Genomic DNA, 15,345 nt, shown 5'->3' with positions numbered 1-15,345 from the left:
CTCAGCCCGCCTTTTCCAACAGCTCCTGCAGGTCGAACACCAGACCGGCTTTTTTGAAGCTGTCATAGACCGCTCCCTTGGGCCCGTCCGCATAGAGCCGCCGCAAGTCACTTTGGGGTAAGCGGCCCCACTCGGTCCGTTTCACCTTGGAGATGGTCGGCGCCTTGGGCCTGTCCTGGGCGAGGTAGGCGGTCGCTTTGTGGACCAGGGTCGCCAATGGAAGGCTAGGGTGATCGGCCACCAACTCGTCGGCCATGGGTATGGTGATGTCCAGCGGGATCTCTATTGCCTCGAGCAAGGAGGCTAGCTTTTTGGCCTTGCCGTCGGCCGGAGGTGACAGCGATTTAGGTGGAACCACCCTGTCCAGCGACCGGCTGAGGGAGATCAGACGACCTTCAATCTCGGGCATCAGCAGATCGTCGTACTTGGCGACAAGCTCGGGCCTGCCGCTCCTCAAGGCGGCCAGCATGGGATGAACCGGCTTGAATTCGTCCTCGAAGACCTTGCGCAGCAGTGGCGCCGTTATGCGCTCGACGCCCGTCACTATGGCGCGGATCTGCCCTAGGACGAAGAGCTTGACCACGATGTCCATGACCCCTTGGGTCAACTCATACATGGTCGCTTCCAACTCCTCGTCCAGGGGCGCAGCTTCTCTCAACCATTGATACTTCCAGAGGCGTTTCAGGAGCCTAGTCCAGTGTTCGTCTCTGGGCAGCCTATCCCAGCGGATACTGCCCAGCCCGGAGATTCGTCGCGCCGCTCTGAAGGTGCGCTGGAAGAACTTGCTGGCCCTGTGGGTACCCACCTGGATGATGGGCACCCCTATGGTGTTGACCAGGGAGACGAAGAAGTTGTGCATCTTCTCGGCGCCGCCCGATCTGGCCTCGTTGAGGTTCTGGACCTCGTCGATGATGAGGACCCCGAGGGCGTGGAGGTTGGCTATCTGGCACATGCTGGCCAGCAGGCGCTTCGTCCCCAGCTTCTTGCGGCCGTGGCTACGGCTGTAATGGGTTCCGAGTACCCTGTCCACCTGGTTGAAGAAGCTCAGGCACAGCTCGTCCAGATCGCCATCTATGGGGCAGTCGACCTTCAAGTAGGTCAGCTGTGTGATGTTGTATTCGGGATGGTAGAGGGCTTGGGGATACATCCCCAGGATCCGCTCCAGAGTGCGGGTCTTGCCGCAGCCCGAGCAACCAAACAGCGACAAACTGCTGGCCGTGGAGGAAACGCTTTGATAGACGGCCGCGTCCAGATCCTCTGCCTCCACTCGGCGGTAGCCGTTCTGGAGGTGTGTATACCAGGCGCCGTTGGCCGGGTTTCGGCCTATGTAGCCCTGACGGATCATCAGGCTGATTTTACCTTCCAACTCCAGATGGTGGGTCAATGGCTGGAAGAAGCCATGAAGCAGGCGGGCTATGGCATGGGCTCTGACCCGACCGTCCAGCAAAGCCTCCTGAGGATCGAAGGCGGGCAAGACCTGGAGCTGAGCGACCACTTCCTGAAAACCGGGTATGGGCGGCAGGGCGCTGATGAGGGGGTTGTCGTCGTACTCGGGCAGTTGCTGTTCCTGATAGCTGGCCTGTGGGATAGCGCCGCGGCGGATCTCGTCAGTCATCGTCGCCCTCCCCGAAGATAAGGTCGCTCATGTCCGGGTAGCCGTAGTCGTCCGGCTTGCCGCCTTTGAGCGAGACCACATCAGCGGTTTTACCTTGTTGCACCTTAGCCGGCTTGAAGGCCGTCTGGCGGCGCTCGTGGCGTTTTTCCTGCTGCTTGTTCTTCTGGATCTGGGTACCGAGGTCCTTCTTGGCGAGACCTTTCTGGCCCGAACTCTGCGCCTCAGCTTGCGCCGTAACCGCCTCCATCCTCTCTAGCAGCTTGCCGCGCTCCTCCATCGCCACCATGGTAGCGTTGGCGTCAGCTTTCCGCTCGGACTTGGTCTGGTTCCATACATCCCAGAAGGTGGCGCCCCTGAAGCGCCGACTGAAATCGGCGAGGTCGCAAACCCAGTAATCCTTCAGACTTTGGTTCGGCCTCACGTAGATATGGTCAGCACTGCGCGGGTCGTAGGCCACTTGCACTTTGGATGGCCGCTGGCCAAGCCCCCTGTGGAACCACCCCAACTTCATTGCCTCGGCGCAGGTGTAGTAGCACCCGAACAGGCGTATTCCCCTGTCGGACAAGGTGGCGAAGTCGTGAGGAAGCAGGTTGATGCGCACCAACTCATCCGGTGCCTGGCGCAAACGGCCGGTGAGGTTGGCCAATCCCCAACGCCACAACGCCAGGGGGATGGCCGGCAAGTCGCCGGGCATACCTTCAGACCTGTCGTATTTGGACAGGGGGCGGTAGTTGTTGTAGTACAGCACCGAGTCGAGGATCTGCTTGGTGAACTCCGGCAGGGTCAAGGTAGCATCCAGCCGGTAATCCTTACCGCCGCGCTTGCGGCTGGTGATTTCCCCCACCACGCCAGGGACGTAAGGCTTAAAGTCTCCCTGCACTGTGCGGAACTTCCTTTCCACGATTCCCTTGGCATCCCCGCGCCGAGCTGGTGCGTTCTCGATGCGGACACCGAAGGCTTCGGCAAACGGCTCGATCTTGGTGCCGTTCAACTCACCCTTGTCGGCGAGGATGACATCAGGGAGGCCACCGACCGGCCAATGCTCAGGCTCGATGTCGATGCCAAACGCCCGGCAGTAGGCCGTTTTGTCGGCTACTGCGTTGGCCAGAGCCATCATGGCGCTGGCCCAGGAAGGCCCCTCGAACCCAATGTACACGCCAGTCACCATGCGGCTGAAGACGTCGACCACGAAGTAGATGACGGGTCGGCCAACTATGAGGCTACGGTCCTGTTCGGACACTAGATAAATATCCGCAATGGTGGCGTCAATTTGGTAGCGATGACCTGGCCCCAAGGTGTCGGCCGTAGATGTGCCCTTGAGGGGCCTGACGTCCTTGGCGAAGTCCACGGAGGTGAACTGCTTCTCAACAACAGAGACTGCTGTGTATTCCCTCTTGAAGAAGTACCTAAACTGTTCCGGGGTCGGCAGATTCTCTACCGCTATAGCCGGGTATCTGGCCCGGATCAGATTCACTGCGCTGGCGTAGGCATCAGTGACGACAGGGTGGCCCTCCTTGAGAAGCCTTCCTTCGATAACCTGTCGGAAGATCTGGGCTATGTCTTCGGTGACGTTGCTGCCCGTCCCATTGCGAACAATCCTCGGCCTTCCCAGCTTCTGCCCACTTGGCTTCCTTACCTTGCCCTTGGCTCCAGATTTTACGTAGTCGGGAAGCAGCGCATTCTTGCACATGCCCCTTTGCCAATACCGTTTCAGCAATCGGTAGACGGTCTGGTGGGTTACGCCATGTGTCTGGGTTATTCGGATAACAGCTGGTCCTCGCCCTTTCCTGAAGAAAAGTCCAACGTCCCCTACCTCACCTCGGAGCATTTCCCAAGCAGATTCTCTTTTCTCCCATTCCGGGCTGCCTTCCTCTATTTCCCTAAGTGTCGAGCCCAAGAACGGGTCTTCGGCGGGTTTCACGGCACCGTCCAACAGCATGTTTTCCAACTCGTTGGTAGCTATTGGCACCGGCCAAGCCGCCTTGTCCTCGAGGTCGATCCAAAAGGCCGTCTCGGCATCGCACCACAGGAGGCGAAAATGCTTGTCTCCAACCCTGAAAACTTGGTTAACCGGCAGCATAGGCTTGGGTGACTCCTTGCCAGTCGTCGTTGAGTGTGAGCTGGCTTCCCCGCAAGGTCCTGTAAGGGGCCGGGATGTCGAAGATGAAGTAACGGCGGGCCAAGAGTTGGCGAAGCCAGTACAACGCCTGTCCTGGTTCCAGTTCGTAAACTATGTCGAGGCTCTGCGCCACTGCGGTTATTTGCCTGTCGGGAGCCTGCATAAATTCCTTTGAGAAGAGCCCCAGATAGCGCTCCAGATCATCTGCTGCTAGTGCAGCCTCCGTCTGTACCGGGTAAAGCCATTGGATGTTGTTGAAAGCCGTCTTGGCGAAATCCATCTCGGTGACGATGTACCAAGGTATGTTCTTCTCAGCCCAATATTGCCTCTCTAACTCAAGGCGTTCTATGACTTCGGGTTTCGCCAAATCGGCGCTGTACTTGGCCTGGAAGGCAATGGTCGGCCTGGACTGATCGTCGAAGTCTACCAAGAAGTCACTGGTCAGCACCTGCGCGGTTCCTTGGAATTTGCCGTGGGGGAGGCCGTGCTCTTGGGCAAGCCTGACGGTGTCTTCGACACGTAGGGGAAACTGCTCCCTGATGTCGATGACATGAGGGGACCAGTCGAGTGTAAGGAGAACAGCCAGTTCCAGATCGGAGAGGAGGTGGTGTAAACGCCGGCATTTTTTGCCGTAAATGCGGTGGGAACGACCGAGAGAAGATACGTCCCTGGTGTAGATAAACGGCTTGTAGTCAGGCCCATAACCTTGGCAACGGCCTTCCCTGATCCGTCTGTCTATCTGTCCCTGATTCAGTCCCTTGTAAATCCCTGACATAGAAAGGCCAACATCGACTGTTGATAACTCGAGGTTAGTCGATGTTGGCCAAATGATGAAACTCTATTTTTAATGGTGAGACTTTATTTTCAAGGATGAAACTTTATTTTCATCCCACATCATCTCATCCCCTGAGGCAGCGGCTTATTCCACGGTAACGGACTTTGCCAGGTTGCGCGGCTGATCCACGTCCGTGCCCTTGATGAGGGCCACGTGATAGGAGAGCAGTTGCAGCGGCACCGTATAGACGATGGGGGCTATCATCTCTTCCACGTGGTTCAGGCTCATCACCCGCATGGTCTCATCGCTCTTGAAGCCGGCGTCTGCATCGGCGAACACGTACAGGATGCCGCCACGGGCGCGCACCTCTTCCACGTTGGATTTCAGCTTCTCCAGCAGATCGTTGTTCGGCGCCACCACTATGATGGGCATCTCGGCGTCGATCAGTGCCAGCGGACCGTGTTTGAGCTCACCGGCGGCATAGGCCTCGGCGTGGATGTAGGAGATCTCCTTGAGCTTGAGCGCCCCTTCCATGGCGATGGGGTACTGGCTGCCACGACCGAGGAACAGGCTGTGGTGTTTGTCGGCAAATTCTTCCGCCAGGGTCTCGATCTGCTTGGCCAGCGCCAGGCTCTCCTTGATGCGCAGCGGCAGGGCTTGCAGCGCCTTGACCAGCTCGGCCTCGGCGGCGGCGCTCAGGTGACCGCGGCAGTGACCGACGGAGGCCACCAGCATCAGCAGGCCGGCCAGCTGGGTGGTGAACGCCTTGGTGGAGGCGACGCCGATCTCGGCACCGGCCCGGGTCATGAAGGCCAGGTCGGATTCGCGCACCAGGGAGGAGCCTGGCACGTTGCAGATGGCCAGGGAGCTCATGTAACCGGACTCCTTGGCCAGGCGCAGGGCGGCCAGGGTGTCGGCGGTCTCGCCGCTCTGGGACAGGGTCACCAGCAGGCTGTTGGGGCGTACCACCGACTTGCGGTAGCGGAACTCGGAGGCGATCTCCACGTCGCAGGAGACACCGGCGATCTCTTCGAACCAGTAGCGTGCCACCATGCCGGAGTTGTAGGAGGTGCCGCAGGCCACGATCTGGACGTGCTCGACCTTGTCGAAGATGGCGCGGGCGCCGTTGCCAAACGACTCGACGATCACGTGATCGTTGCCCAGACGCCCTTCCAGGGTGTTGGTGATGGCCTTGGGCTGCTCGTAGATCTCTTTGAGCATGTAGTGGCGGTACTCGCCCTTGTCGCCGGCGTCGTGGGACAACTCTGACTCCAGCTCCTCGCGCACCACGACATTGCCGTTTGTGTCGAACACATGGACGTCGCGGCGGGTCACCTCGGCCACGTCACCCTCTTCCAGGAAGATGAAGCGACGGGTCACCGGCAGCAGGGCCATCTGATCGGAGGCGATGAAGTTCTCGCCGATGCCGCGGCCGATCACCAGGGGGGAGCCGGAGCGGGCGACCACCACACGGCTGTCGTCGCGGCTGTCCATCACCACAGTGCCGTAGGCACCGCGCAGCTGTTTCACCGCGACCTGCATGGCCGCCAGCAGGCTGGGGGCGGATTTCAGCTCGTGATGCACTAGGTGGGCAATGACTTCAGTATCGGTATCTGAGCTGAACTCATAGCCCATGCCCTGCAGCCGGCTGCGCAGCTCTTCGTGGTTCTCTATGATGCCGTTGTGCACCACAACTATATGCTCGGAGACGTGGGGGTGAGCATTGCGTTCGGACGGCTCGCCGTGGGTGGCCCAACGGGTGTGGGCGATGCCGGTACCGCCATGCACGGACTGCTCCTCCAGCGCCTTGGCCAGCTCGGCTACCTTGCCGAGGCGGCGTACCCGCTGCAGCGGCTGGCTGGCGCTGAACACGGCCACACCGGCGGAGTCATAACCGCGGTATTCCAGACGGCGCAGGCCTTCTACCAGGATTTCAGCCACATCACGTTGGGCCACGGCCCCGACGATGCCACACATAGGATTCTCCTTGAGACGTTAATACTTGATGCTTTGGATAGTTGGATGTTCGGTTTAGGCAGTCATATCAACTGACAACAGGGGCACAGACCAGCTGGATCCCCTGCGCTTGAAGCTGTTCCCTGGCCTCGGGGGCCAGTCCCTCGTCGGTCACCAGGGTGTGGACGCTGCCCCAGGGCAGCTCCAGGTTCGGGATCTTGCGGCCAATCTTCTCGGACTCGACCATGACGATGACCTCGCGGGAGACCTCGGCCATCACCCGGGAGAGGCCCACCAGCTCGTTGAAGGTGGTGGTGCCCCGCGCCAGATCGATGCCATCGGCACCGATGAACAGCTGATCGAAGTCGTAGGAGCGCAGCACCTGTTCCGCCACCTGACCCTGGAAGGATTCGGAATGGGGATCCCAGGTACCGCCCGTCATCAGCAAGGTGGGTTCGTTCTCCAGCTCCCGCAGGGCGCCCGCCACATTGAGGGAGTTGGTCATGACGATGAGGCCACGCTTGTTGCCGAGCAGGGGGATCATGGCGCTGGTGGTACTGCCGCTGTCGATGATGACGCGGTTGTGATCGCGGATGCGTTCGGCGGCGGCGCGGGCGATGGCCATCTTTCGTTTCGAAACTTGTTCGGGATTATCATTCGCCACCATCTCGCTCGGCAGGGGCACGGCTCCACCGTAACGGCGCAGCAGCAGACCGCCAGTTTCCAGCACCGCCAGATCTTTGCGTATGGTGACTTCCGAGGTGGAGAAGTGCTTGGCGAGGGCGTCTACACTCACTTCTCCCTGTTCCTGAACCAGGGTCACTATGGTGTGACGGCGCTGTTGGGTGTTGCGTTTGCTCATCGCTAAGTTTCGATTCGAAAGAATGTCGAAATGTTAGCGACTTTTTTGGAAAAATCAAACGGCAAATAGGATCCGATTTGGTTCGATGCCAGAATGGGGGGCTGATTTGCGAGAGGACGCCATGCAAAAACGAGTCATCTGGCTGGTGGAAGATGAAGCCAGCATCGCCGATACCCTGATCTATGCGCTGCAAACGGACGGTTTCGAGGTGGAGTGGTTCCCCTTGGGCCAGCCCATGCTGGCGCGACTGGAACAGACGCAGCCCGATTTCCTGATCCTGGATGTGGGGCTGCCTGATCTCAGCGGCTTCGAGCTGTGCAAGCAGGTACGGGCCCGCTGTGATATCCCGCTGATGTTTCTCACCGCCCGCAGCGAGGAGATAGACCGCCTGATCGGGCTGGAGATAGGGGCCGATGATTATGTGGCCAAGCCGTTCTCGCCGCGGGAGGTGTGTGCCCGGGTGCGGGTGATCCTGCGCCGCAGCCAGCCGCTCCCCCAAGCCAGCCACCAACCCCTGACGCTGGACGAGGAGCGGGCCCGCATCTGCTTCCATGGTCAGGCCCTGGCCCTCACCCGCTACGAATACCTGCTGCTCAAGACCCTGATGCAGGCACCGGGGCGGGTCTACTCCCGCCAGCAGTTGATGGATCTGGTGTGGAGCGGGGCGGAGGAGAGCCTGGATCGCACCGTGGATACCCATATCAAGACCCTGCGCGCCAAGTTGCGGGAACGGGATCCGGCCACCAGCCTGATCCTGACCCATCGCGGACTGGGCTACAGCCTGGAGCTGGCATGACGAGGGCGACGCGGCGATGCGATCCAAAACTGGGTGATAGCCGGGGGCGGACATGAGGATAGGCCTGCAGCTGCTGTGCGGCCTGGTGCTGATCTTCGCCCTGGCGGCCTGGTTCGTGCTGGAGATCTTCGTCGAGGAGATCAAACCCGGGGTGCGCAGCGCCACCGAAGATACCCTGGTGGACATGGCCCAGTTGCTGGCGCCGATGGCGTTAGGCGATCTGCAGGAGGGGAAGATGGCGAATGGCCGGCTGGCCAGCGCCTTCGATCGCCTCAACCAGACCCCCCTCAACGCCCTGATCGACGGCCACCTCAAGCAACAGACCGAGTACCGTATCTATGTGGTCGATGGGAAGGGAATAGTGGTCTATGACTCCAGCGGCCAGGATCTCGGCAAGGACTATTCGCGCTGGAACGACGTCTACCGCACCCTGCGCGGGGAGTACGGCGCCCGCAGCACCCGCAGCGATCCGGACGATCCCGCCAGCTCGGTGATGCACGTGGCCGCCCCCCTGCGCGATGGCACAAATATCCTGGGCTCCCTCACCGTCGCCAAGCCCAACCGCACCCTGTTGCCCATGATAGAGCGCAGCGAGCACCAGCTGTTGCAGGGGGCGGCCATGCTGCTGCTCATCTCACTGCTGATCGGGGGCCTGCTGGTGTGGTGGCTCAACCGCGCCATCGGCAAGCTGGTGCAATACGCCGATGCGGTCAGTCAAGGGCAACCCACCAGCCTGCCACGGCTCTACAGCCCTGAGCTGGACCGGCTCGGTCGCTCCCTTGAGACCATGCGCCGCCAGCTGGATGGCAAGTCCTACATCGAGTCCTATGTCCACAGCCTGACCCATGAGCTAAAGAGCCCGCTGGCCGCCATTCGCGGGGCGGGGGAGATTTTGGCCGAGGCGCCGCCCCCCGAGGTGGCCACGCGCTTTATCGGCAACATCAACCTGGAGACGGCCCGCATGCAGCAGCTGATCGAGCGCATGTTGCAGCTGGCCAGGCTGGAGTCAGGGCAGGGGCTGGATCGCCAGGCCTGCGATCCCGCCAGGCTCGGCAGGCGGGTACTGGACGCCCGCCAGATAGTCGCCCAGCGTCGCCAGCTCAGCCTCCGGCTCGATCTGGCCGAAGCCCAGAAACAGAAATGGGACCCGCTGCTGGTGGAGCAGGCCCTAGGCAACCTGCTGGACAACGCCATCGACTTCTCGCCGATCGGCGGCCTCGTCACCCTGACGGGGGAGGTACATGCCGGCGGCTATCGCTTCCAGGTGAGGGATCTGGGGCCCGGCATCCCGGATTACGCCCTGCCGCGCATCTTCGAGCGCTTCTACTCCCTGCCCAGACCCGACAAGGGCAAGAGCAGTGGTCTTGGCCTCAGCTTCGCCCGCGAGGTGGCGCGCCAGCACGGCGGCCGCTTGACCCTGGACAATCATCCCGATGGCGGCGTGCTGGCCGAACTCTGGTTGCCCGCGGCTTGAAGTGAGGATTCCATCCACCCTGATGCTGACTTCACATTGAACACACACAGCGGGACTAAGCTGCGCTCCTTCGGAATCTGAGTGCCATGGTGGCGCTCACACAAGGAGATCTTCATGTCCCGCATTCTGTTGTCCGGCCTGCTCGCCGCCGGTCTGCTCTGTTCATTGCCCACCAGCGCCGCGTCAGGCTGCCTGCTGTTTGCCGATGGCAGCGGCAAGCCCCTCTCCAGCCAGGGCGATTGCGCCACCCAGCTTCCCCCGGCATCCACCTTCAAGATCCCGCTGGCGCTGATGGGCTATGACAGCGGCTTCCTGGTGGATGAACAGCTGCCGGCCCTGCCGTTCAAACCCGGGGACGCCGACTTTCTGCCGGAATGGCGACAGACCACCAGCCCGAGCAGCTGGATGAAGTACTCCGTCATCTGGTACTCCCAGCGCCTCACCGAGTGGCTGGGAATAGCGCGGCTGCAGCACTATGTGGACGGCTTCGACTATGGCAACCGGGATCTCTTGGGCAATCCGGGCAAACACGACGGCCTGACCCAGGCCTGGCTCAGCTCCAGCCTCGCCATCAGCCCGCAAGAGCAGGCCCGCTTCCTCGGCAAACTGGTGAGCGGCAAGCTGCCAGTCTCCGCCCAGACGCTGCAGCACACGGCCAATATCCTGCGCCAGCCCGACATCGACGGTTGGCAGATCCACGGCAAGACCGGCATGGGCTACCCCAAGCTACTGGATGGCAGCCTCAACCGGGAGCAGCAGATCGGCTGGTTCGTCGGCTGGGCCAGCAAGCAGGACAAGAAGCTCATCTTCGTCCACACCGTCATCCAGAAGCCGGGCAAGCAGTTTGCCTCCCTCAAGGCCAGGGACGAGGTGTTTGCCGCCCTGCCGGCCCAGTTGAAGAAGCTGTAATATCCTTCAGAGCCGGCGCCCAGCGCCGGTTTTTTTATTCCCTTCACCCCGACTTCACAGAGCCTCATCTCCCCTTCACCCAGACCCGCCACACTCGCCTGCATCAACAAGGAGAGGCGTCATGGTCAAACAGATATTCACCCACAAGATCGTCATGCTGCTGTTGCTCAGCCTGCTGCTGATGATACCGGTGCACTCCATCATGGAGCTGAACCGGGAGCGCCAGGCCTATCGCAGCCAGGCCATCAACAGCATCATGGCCAGCAGCAGCGGCCCACAGAGACTGCTGGGGCCTGTGCTGGTCCAGCCCTATACCCGGGCCGTGACTGTGGAGCAGGATGGCAAGCGTTTCGTGCGCGAGGAGCGGGTCTACCGCTACCTGCTGCCGGAGCAGCTGGATGTACGGGCCAGCATGAAGGTGACCCCGCGCAAGCTCGGCATCTATCAAGCCCAGGTCTATCAGAGCCGTCTCTCCCTCTCCGGCCGCTTGCCGGGCAATCTCAGCGACAAGATGCTGGTGGCCGACAACCCGGACTTGCGTTTTGACGGCGCCGATCCCGCCCTGGTGCCGGGCAAGCCTTACCTCAGCCTGGTGCTGTCCGATGCCCGTGGCATCAACAGCGTGCCCGAGCTGCGGCTGGGAGAGGCGCGTATCCCGTTCGCACCAGGCGCCCTGCTGGGGGACGCCATGGCAGGCATCCACGCGCCACTCGATGCCTTGCCCGGCGAGGATGGCCGCTTTCACATCGAGCTGAACCTGCAGGGGATGAATGCGCTGGAAGTGGTCCCCCTCGGTCAGGACAGCAAGCTACATCTGAGCAGCAACTGGCCCCACCCCAATTTCATCGGCGACTTCCTGCCCGGCAACCGCACCCTGGGCGAGCAGGGGTTCGACGCCAACTGGCAGACCAGCTGGTTTGCCACCGACATGGAGACCCGCTTCAACCGCCTGATGAAAGGTGTCGGGGCTAAACTGCCGAGTTTCAGCGTCAGCCTGGTGCAACCGGTGGATCACTATCAACAAAACGAGCGGGCGGCCAAGTATGCCTTGCTGTTCATCGGCCTCACCTTCCTCAGCTTCTTCATGTTCGAGCTGCTCAAGGGGCTGAGGGTACACCCGATCCAGTACGCCCTGGTGGGCATGGGGTTGGTCATCTTCTACCTGGTTCTGTTGGCGCTGACCGAGCACATCGGCTTTGGCTGGGCATATCTGGTCGCGAGTCTGGCCAGCGTCTCCCTCAACGGCTTCTACCTCAGCCATGTGCTGGGCGGGACCAGGCAGGGGCTGGGATTCGCGGCGCTGCTGGGGCTGGTATACAGCATATTGTTCGGATTATTGCAGGCGGAAGAGATAGCCCTGCTGCTTGGCGCCCTGCTGCTGTTTGCCATCCTGGCGCTCATCATGCTGCTGACCCGCAAGCTGGACTGGTACCAGGTGACGGAGCGAGGGGATCAGACCCCATAAATAAAACGGCGCCTTATGGCACCGTTTTTATGTCATGGATGAGCCGGAACTTGGCTGGACATCACTTCTTCTTGACCGGGCGAGCCCAGTTCTTGATGTGGCGCTGGGGCACCCGGGTGATGACCAGCTCGTTCTCATCCACATCCTTGGTGATGGTGGAGCCCGCCCCCAGGGTCGCGCCCTTGCCGATGCGCACCGGCGCCACCAGCTGGGTATCGGAGCCGACGAAGACGTCATCTTCGATGATGGTCTGGAACTTGTTCACCCCATCGTAATTACAGGTGATGGTGCCGGCGCCTATGTTCACATTGGCACCCACTTCCGCGTCCCCCAGATAGGTCAGATGACCGCACTTGGAGCCGACCCCGAGCCGCGCCTTCTTCATCTCGACGAAGTTGCCGACGTGGGCATCCTGTTCCAGCACGGCGCCTGGACGCAGACGGGTGAAGGGACCGACCGAGCACTGATCGGCGACCTGCGCCCCTTCGATGACGGAATAGGGCTTCACCTCGCTGTGATCGCCAATCTCGCAATCCTTGAGCACGCAACCCGCACCGATGCGCACATGGTTGCCGAGTTTGACCTTGCCCTCGATGATGACGTTGACGTCGATCACCACCTCTTCCCCGATCTCGAGCTCACCGCGCAGATCGAAGCGCGCCGGATCCATCAGGGTGGCGCCGGCGATCATCAGCTTCTCGGCCTGCATCTGCTGATAGCTGCGCTCGAGCGCTGCCAGCTGCACCCGGTTGTTGGCCCCTTCCACTTCCATGGCGCTGTCCGGGTGGACGGCGGCGATGGGGCAACCATCCCCGTGGGCCATGGCGATCACGTCGGTGAGGTAGAACTCGCCCTGGGCATTCTTGTTGTCCAGGCGAGACAGCCAGCCGCGCAGCTGGGCGCCATTGGCCACCAGCACGCCGGTATTCACCTCGCGGATAGCGAGTTGCTCGGCATTGGCATCCTTCTGCTCGACGATACCCACCACCTGGCCGTTCTCACGCACGATGCGGCCATAGCCGGTCGGGTTGTCCAGCACCACGGTCAGCAGTGCCATGCCGTCGGCGGCCTTGGCGGCCAGCAGCCGTTGCAGGGTCTCTGGCTGGATCAGCGGGGTGTCGCCGTACAACACCAGCACCTCGTCTTGGTCCTGCCAGAACGGGATGGCCTGGGCGACAGCGTGGCCGGTCCCCAGCTGCTGCGCCTGCAGCACCCAGTTCAAGTCCGGGGCGGCGATCCGCTCCTTGAGCAGCTCGGCACCGTGGCCATAGACCAGGTGCAACTGCTCGGCACCGATCTGGCGCGCGGTCTCGATGACATGGGAGACCATGGGCTTGTTGGCGACGGGGTGCAGCACCTTGGGAAGGACGGAACGCATGCGAGTACCTTTACCCGCAGCCAGGATCACGACGTTGAGAGTCATAGCTAGCCTTTGAAACATGAGGAAATGCTGGGCGGAGTCTATCCAACGGGTAAAAAAAAAGCGACCCGAAGGTCGCTTTTTGCATCACCGTGATTAGCGGTAATTCTTTTTGACGATATCGATAACCCGCAGCTGGGCCATCGCTTTGGCCAGCTCGGCAGACGCCTGAGCATAGTCGATATCACCATGGGAGCTGTTGATCCGCTCTTCGGCACGGCGCTTGGCTTCCTGGGCTTTCGCCTCATCCAAGTCGTCGGCGCGAATGGCGGTATCGGCCAGCACGGTCACGGCTTCGGGTTGTACTTCCAGCATGCCGCCGGAGATGTACAGCACCTCTTCGCTACCATTTTGCTTGATCAAGCGGACCAGGCCCGGCTTGATGGCAGTCAGCAGCGGAGCATGACCGTGGCGGAGACCCAGCTCACCCTCGGAGCCTGATACCTGAGCAGATTGCACCCGACCGGAAAACAGTTTCCCTTCGGCGCTCACCACATCCAGGTGAAAGGAGATCATCTCAGCCATGGGCCCTCCTATCGAGGCTTACAGTTTCTTGGCTTTCTCGACGACTTCGTCGATGCTGCCAACCATGTAAAACGCCTGCTCGGGCAGATCGTCGTACTCGCCTTTCAGGATGCCCTGGAAACCACGGATGGTCTCTTTCAGCGGCACGTACTTACCAGAAGAACCGGTAAATACTTCGGCCACGAAGAACGGCTGGGACAGGAAACGCTCGATCTTACGGGCACGGGATACGGTCAGTTTGTCTTCTTCTGACAGTTCATCCATACCCAGGATGGCGATGATGTCCTTCAGCTCTTTGTAGCGCTGCAGTACGATCTGCACACCACGAGCGGTCTCGTAGTGCTCCTTGCCTACCACCAGCGGATCCAGCTGACGGGAGGTGGAGTCCAGCGGGTCAACGGCCGGGTAGATACCCAGGGCCGCGATCTGACGGGACAGAACGATGGTCGCATCCAAGTGGGCGAAGGTGGTCGCCGGAGACGGGTCGGTCAAGTCATCCGCAGGCACGTAAACGGCCTGGACTGAGGTGATGGAACCAGTCTTGGTGGAGGTAATACGTTCCTGCAAAACACCCATCTCCTCGGCCAGGGTCGGCTGGTAGCCTACTGCGGAGGGCATACGGCCCAGCAGTGCGGATACTTCGGTACCGGCCAAGGTGTAACGGTAGATGTTGTCCACGAAGAACAGCACGTCACGACCTTCGTCACGGAACTTCTCGGCCATGGTCAGACCGGTCAGCGCCACGCGCAGACGGTTTCCGGGCGGTTCGTTCATCTGACCGTAAACCAGAGATACTTTGTCCAGTACGTTGGACTCCATCATCTCGTGGTAGAAGTCGTTACCCTCACGGGTACGCTCACCCACACCGGCGAACACGGAGTAACCGCTGTGCTCGATGGCGATGTTACGGATCAGCTCCATCATGTTGACGGTCTTGCCTACACCGGCACCACCGAACAGACCGACCTTACCACCCTTGGCGAACGGACATACCAGGTCGATAACCTTGATGCCGGTCTCCAGCAGCTCGGCGCTGTTGGACTGATCTTCGTAGCTGGGGGCTTCACGGTGGATGGACCAACGCTCTTCTTCGCCGATCGGACCCTTCTCGTCGATGGGCTCGCCCAGTACGTTCATGATACGACCCAGGGTCGAGATACCAACCGGTACCTGGATGGCCTTGCCGCTGTTAACTACTTCCAACCCACGACGCAGACCGTCGGAGGAACCCATGGTGATGCAACGAACGACGCCGCCGCCGATCTGTTGCTGAACTTCCAGTACCAGACCCTGGCCTTGGCCTTCGCTGATGACTTTCAGTGCATCGTACACCTGGGGCACGGCGTCTTGCGGGAACTCGATGTCCACTACAGCGCCGATGATTTGGACGATGAAACCGTTACTCATGTCAAATCCTCTAAACCTTTGA

General features: G+C 60.9%; 12 protein-coding genes. 4 read left to right on the top strand and 8 right to left on the bottom strand.

The window, feature by feature from the left end; translation table 11 throughout:
* Window position 1 precedes the first annotated feature (1 nt).
* The 5 genes from CUC44_RS08200 to CUC44_RS08180 form a co-directional block, all read right to left on the bottom strand.
* Window positions 2-1,615, bottom strand: a complete 1,614-nt coding sequence (locus CUC44_RS08200) for an ATP-binding protein (RefSeq protein ID WP_100859475.1) — start codon at window positions 1,613-1,615, stop codon at window positions 2-4.
* Complete coding sequence (locus CUC44_RS08195) at window positions 1,608-3,695, bottom strand: Mu transposase C-terminal domain-containing protein (protein ID WP_100859474.1); 2,088 nt, start codon at window positions 3,693-3,695, stop codon at window positions 1,608-1,610. The genes CUC44_RS08200 and CUC44_RS08195 overlap by 8 nt, the downstream gene beginning before the upstream one ends.
* Window positions 3,682-4,509 (bottom strand): TnsA endonuclease N-terminal domain-containing protein, encoded by an 828-nt coding sequence (locus tag CUC44_RS08190; protein ID WP_244166737.1) that lies wholly within the window; start codon window positions 4,507-4,509, stop codon window positions 3,682-3,684. Before CUC44_RS08190 ends, CUC44_RS08195 begins: the two co-directional genes overlap by 14 nt.
* A 144-nt stretch (window positions 4,510-4,653) precedes the next feature.
* Window positions 4,654-6,486 carry a glutamine--fructose-6-phosphate transaminase (isomerizing) gene (glmS, locus tag CUC44_RS08185; RefSeq protein ID WP_100859473.1) on the bottom strand — a complete coding sequence of 611 codons (1,833 nt, stop codon included), beginning with the start codon at window positions 6,484-6,486 and terminating at the stop codon, window positions 4,654-4,656.
* Between the two features lie 67 nt (window positions 6,487-6,553).
* The gene (locus CUC44_RS08180; RefSeq protein WP_100859472.1) at window positions 6,554-7,327 is read right to left on the bottom strand and encodes a DeoR/GlpR family DNA-binding transcription regulator; all 774 of its coding nucleotides are present in this window, start codon (window positions 7,325-7,327) and stop codon (window positions 6,554-6,556) included.
* Between the two features lie 121 nt (window positions 7,328-7,448).
* Between CUC44_RS08180 and blrA the strand changes: the two genes are divergently transcribed.
* The 4 genes from blrA (at window position 7,449) to creD (ending at window position 11,971) form a co-directional block, all read left to right on the top strand.
* Window positions 7,449-8,123 carry a beta-lactam response regulator transcription factor BlrA gene (blrA, locus tag CUC44_RS08175; RefSeq protein WP_100859471.1) on the top strand — a complete coding sequence of 225 codons (675 nt, stop codon included), beginning with the start codon at window positions 7,449-7,451 and terminating at the stop codon, window positions 8,121-8,123.
* Between the two features lie 52 nt (window positions 8,124-8,175).
* The gene (gene blrB / locus CUC44_RS08170) at window positions 8,176-9,597 is read left to right on the top strand and encodes a beta-lactam sensor histidine kinase BlrB (protein WP_100859470.1); all 1,422 of its coding nucleotides are present in this window, start codon (window positions 8,176-8,178) and stop codon (window positions 9,595-9,597) included.
* A 114-nt stretch (window positions 9,598-9,711) separates the two neighbouring features.
* A complete protein-coding gene (gene blaOXA / locus CUC44_RS08165; protein WP_100859469.1) occupies window positions 9,712-10,506 on the top strand; it encodes a class D beta-lactamase in 795 nt (264 codons plus the stop codon).
* A 121-nt stretch (window positions 10,507-10,627) separates the two neighbouring features.
* Window positions 10,628-11,971, top strand: a complete 1,344-nt coding sequence (creD, locus tag CUC44_RS08160; RefSeq protein WP_100859468.1) for a cell envelope integrity protein CreD — start codon at window positions 10,628-10,630, stop codon at window positions 11,969-11,971.
* A gap of 61 nt (window positions 11,972-12,032) precedes the next feature.
* On the opposite strand, the gene glmU is transcribed toward creD, so the two are convergent.
* The 3 genes from glmU to atpD all read right to left on the bottom strand — a co-directional run bounded on the left by glmU (window position 12,033) and on the right by atpD (window position 15,323).
* Complete coding sequence (gene glmU, locus CUC44_RS08155) at window positions 12,033-13,394, bottom strand: bifunctional UDP-N-acetylglucosamine diphosphorylase/glucosamine-1-phosphate N-acetyltransferase GlmU (protein ID WP_100859467.1); 1,362 nt, start codon at window positions 13,392-13,394, stop codon at window positions 12,033-12,035.
* A 93-nt stretch (window positions 13,395-13,487) separates the two neighbouring features.
* Window positions 13,488-13,916, bottom strand: a complete 429-nt coding sequence (locus tag CUC44_RS08150; RefSeq protein ID WP_010672259.1) for a F0F1 ATP synthase subunit epsilon — start codon at window positions 13,914-13,916, stop codon at window positions 13,488-13,490.
* An 18-nt stretch (window positions 13,917-13,934) separates the two neighbouring features.
* The gene (gene atpD / locus CUC44_RS08145) at window positions 13,935-15,323 is read right to left on the bottom strand and encodes a F0F1 ATP synthase subunit beta (RefSeq protein WP_100859466.1); all 1,389 of its coding nucleotides are present in this window, start codon (window positions 15,321-15,323) and stop codon (window positions 13,935-13,937) included.
* Between the last annotated feature and the right edge of the window lie 22 nt (window positions 15,324-15,345).

Source organism: Aeromonas lusitana (genome assembly GCF_002812985.1).
Taxonomy (GTDB): domain Bacteria; phylum Pseudomonadota; class Gammaproteobacteria; order Enterobacterales; family Aeromonadaceae; genus Aeromonas; species Aeromonas lusitana.
The sequence above is the reverse complement of the archived record's forward strand: the minus strand, read 5'-3'. Positions and strand labels throughout refer to the sequence as shown.

Bases quoted from the DNA above. Each gene is read 5' to 3' on its own strand.
- CUC44_RS08200 (WP_100859475.1), bottom strand. From the start codon at position 1,615: ATGACTGACGAGATCCGCCGCGGCGCTATCCCACAGGCCAGCTATCAG.
- CUC44_RS08195 (WP_100859474.1), bottom strand. From the start codon at position 3,695: ATGCTGCCGGTTAACCAAGTTTTCAGGGTTGGAGACAAGCATTTTCGC.
- CUC44_RS08190 (WP_244166737.1), bottom strand. From the start codon at position 4,509: ATGTCAGGGATTTACAAGGGACTGAATCAGGGACAGATAGACAGACGG.
- glmS (WP_100859473.1), bottom strand. From the start codon at position 6,486: ATGTGTGGCATCGTCGGGGCCGTGGCCCAACGTGATGTGGCTGAAATC.
- CUC44_RS08180 (WP_100859472.1), bottom strand. From the start codon at position 7,327: ATGAGCAAACGCAACACCCAACAGCGCCGTCACACCATAGTGACCCTG.
- blrA (WP_100859471.1), top strand. From the start codon at position 7,449: ATGCAAAAACGAGTCATCTGGCTGGTGGAAGATGAAGCCAGCATCGCC.
- blrB (WP_100859470.1), top strand. From the start codon at position 8,176: ATGAGGATAGGCCTGCAGCTGCTGTGCGGCCTGGTGCTGATCTTCGCC.
- blaOXA (WP_100859469.1), top strand. From the start codon at position 9,712: ATGTCCCGCATTCTGTTGTCCGGCCTGCTCGCCGCCGGTCTGCTCTGT.
- creD (WP_100859468.1), top strand. From the start codon at position 10,628: ATGGTCAAACAGATATTCACCCACAAGATCGTCATGCTGCTGTTGCTC.
- glmU (WP_100859467.1), bottom strand. From the start codon at position 13,394: ATGACTCTCAACGTCGTGATCCTGGCTGCGGGTAAAGGTACTCGCATG.
- CUC44_RS08150 (WP_010672259.1), bottom strand. From the start codon at position 13,916: ATGGCTGAGATGATCTCCTTTCACCTGGATGTGGTGAGCGCCGAAGGG.
- atpD (WP_100859466.1), bottom strand. From the start codon at position 15,323: ATGAGTAACGGTTTCATCGTCCAAATCATCGGCGCTGTAGTGGACATC.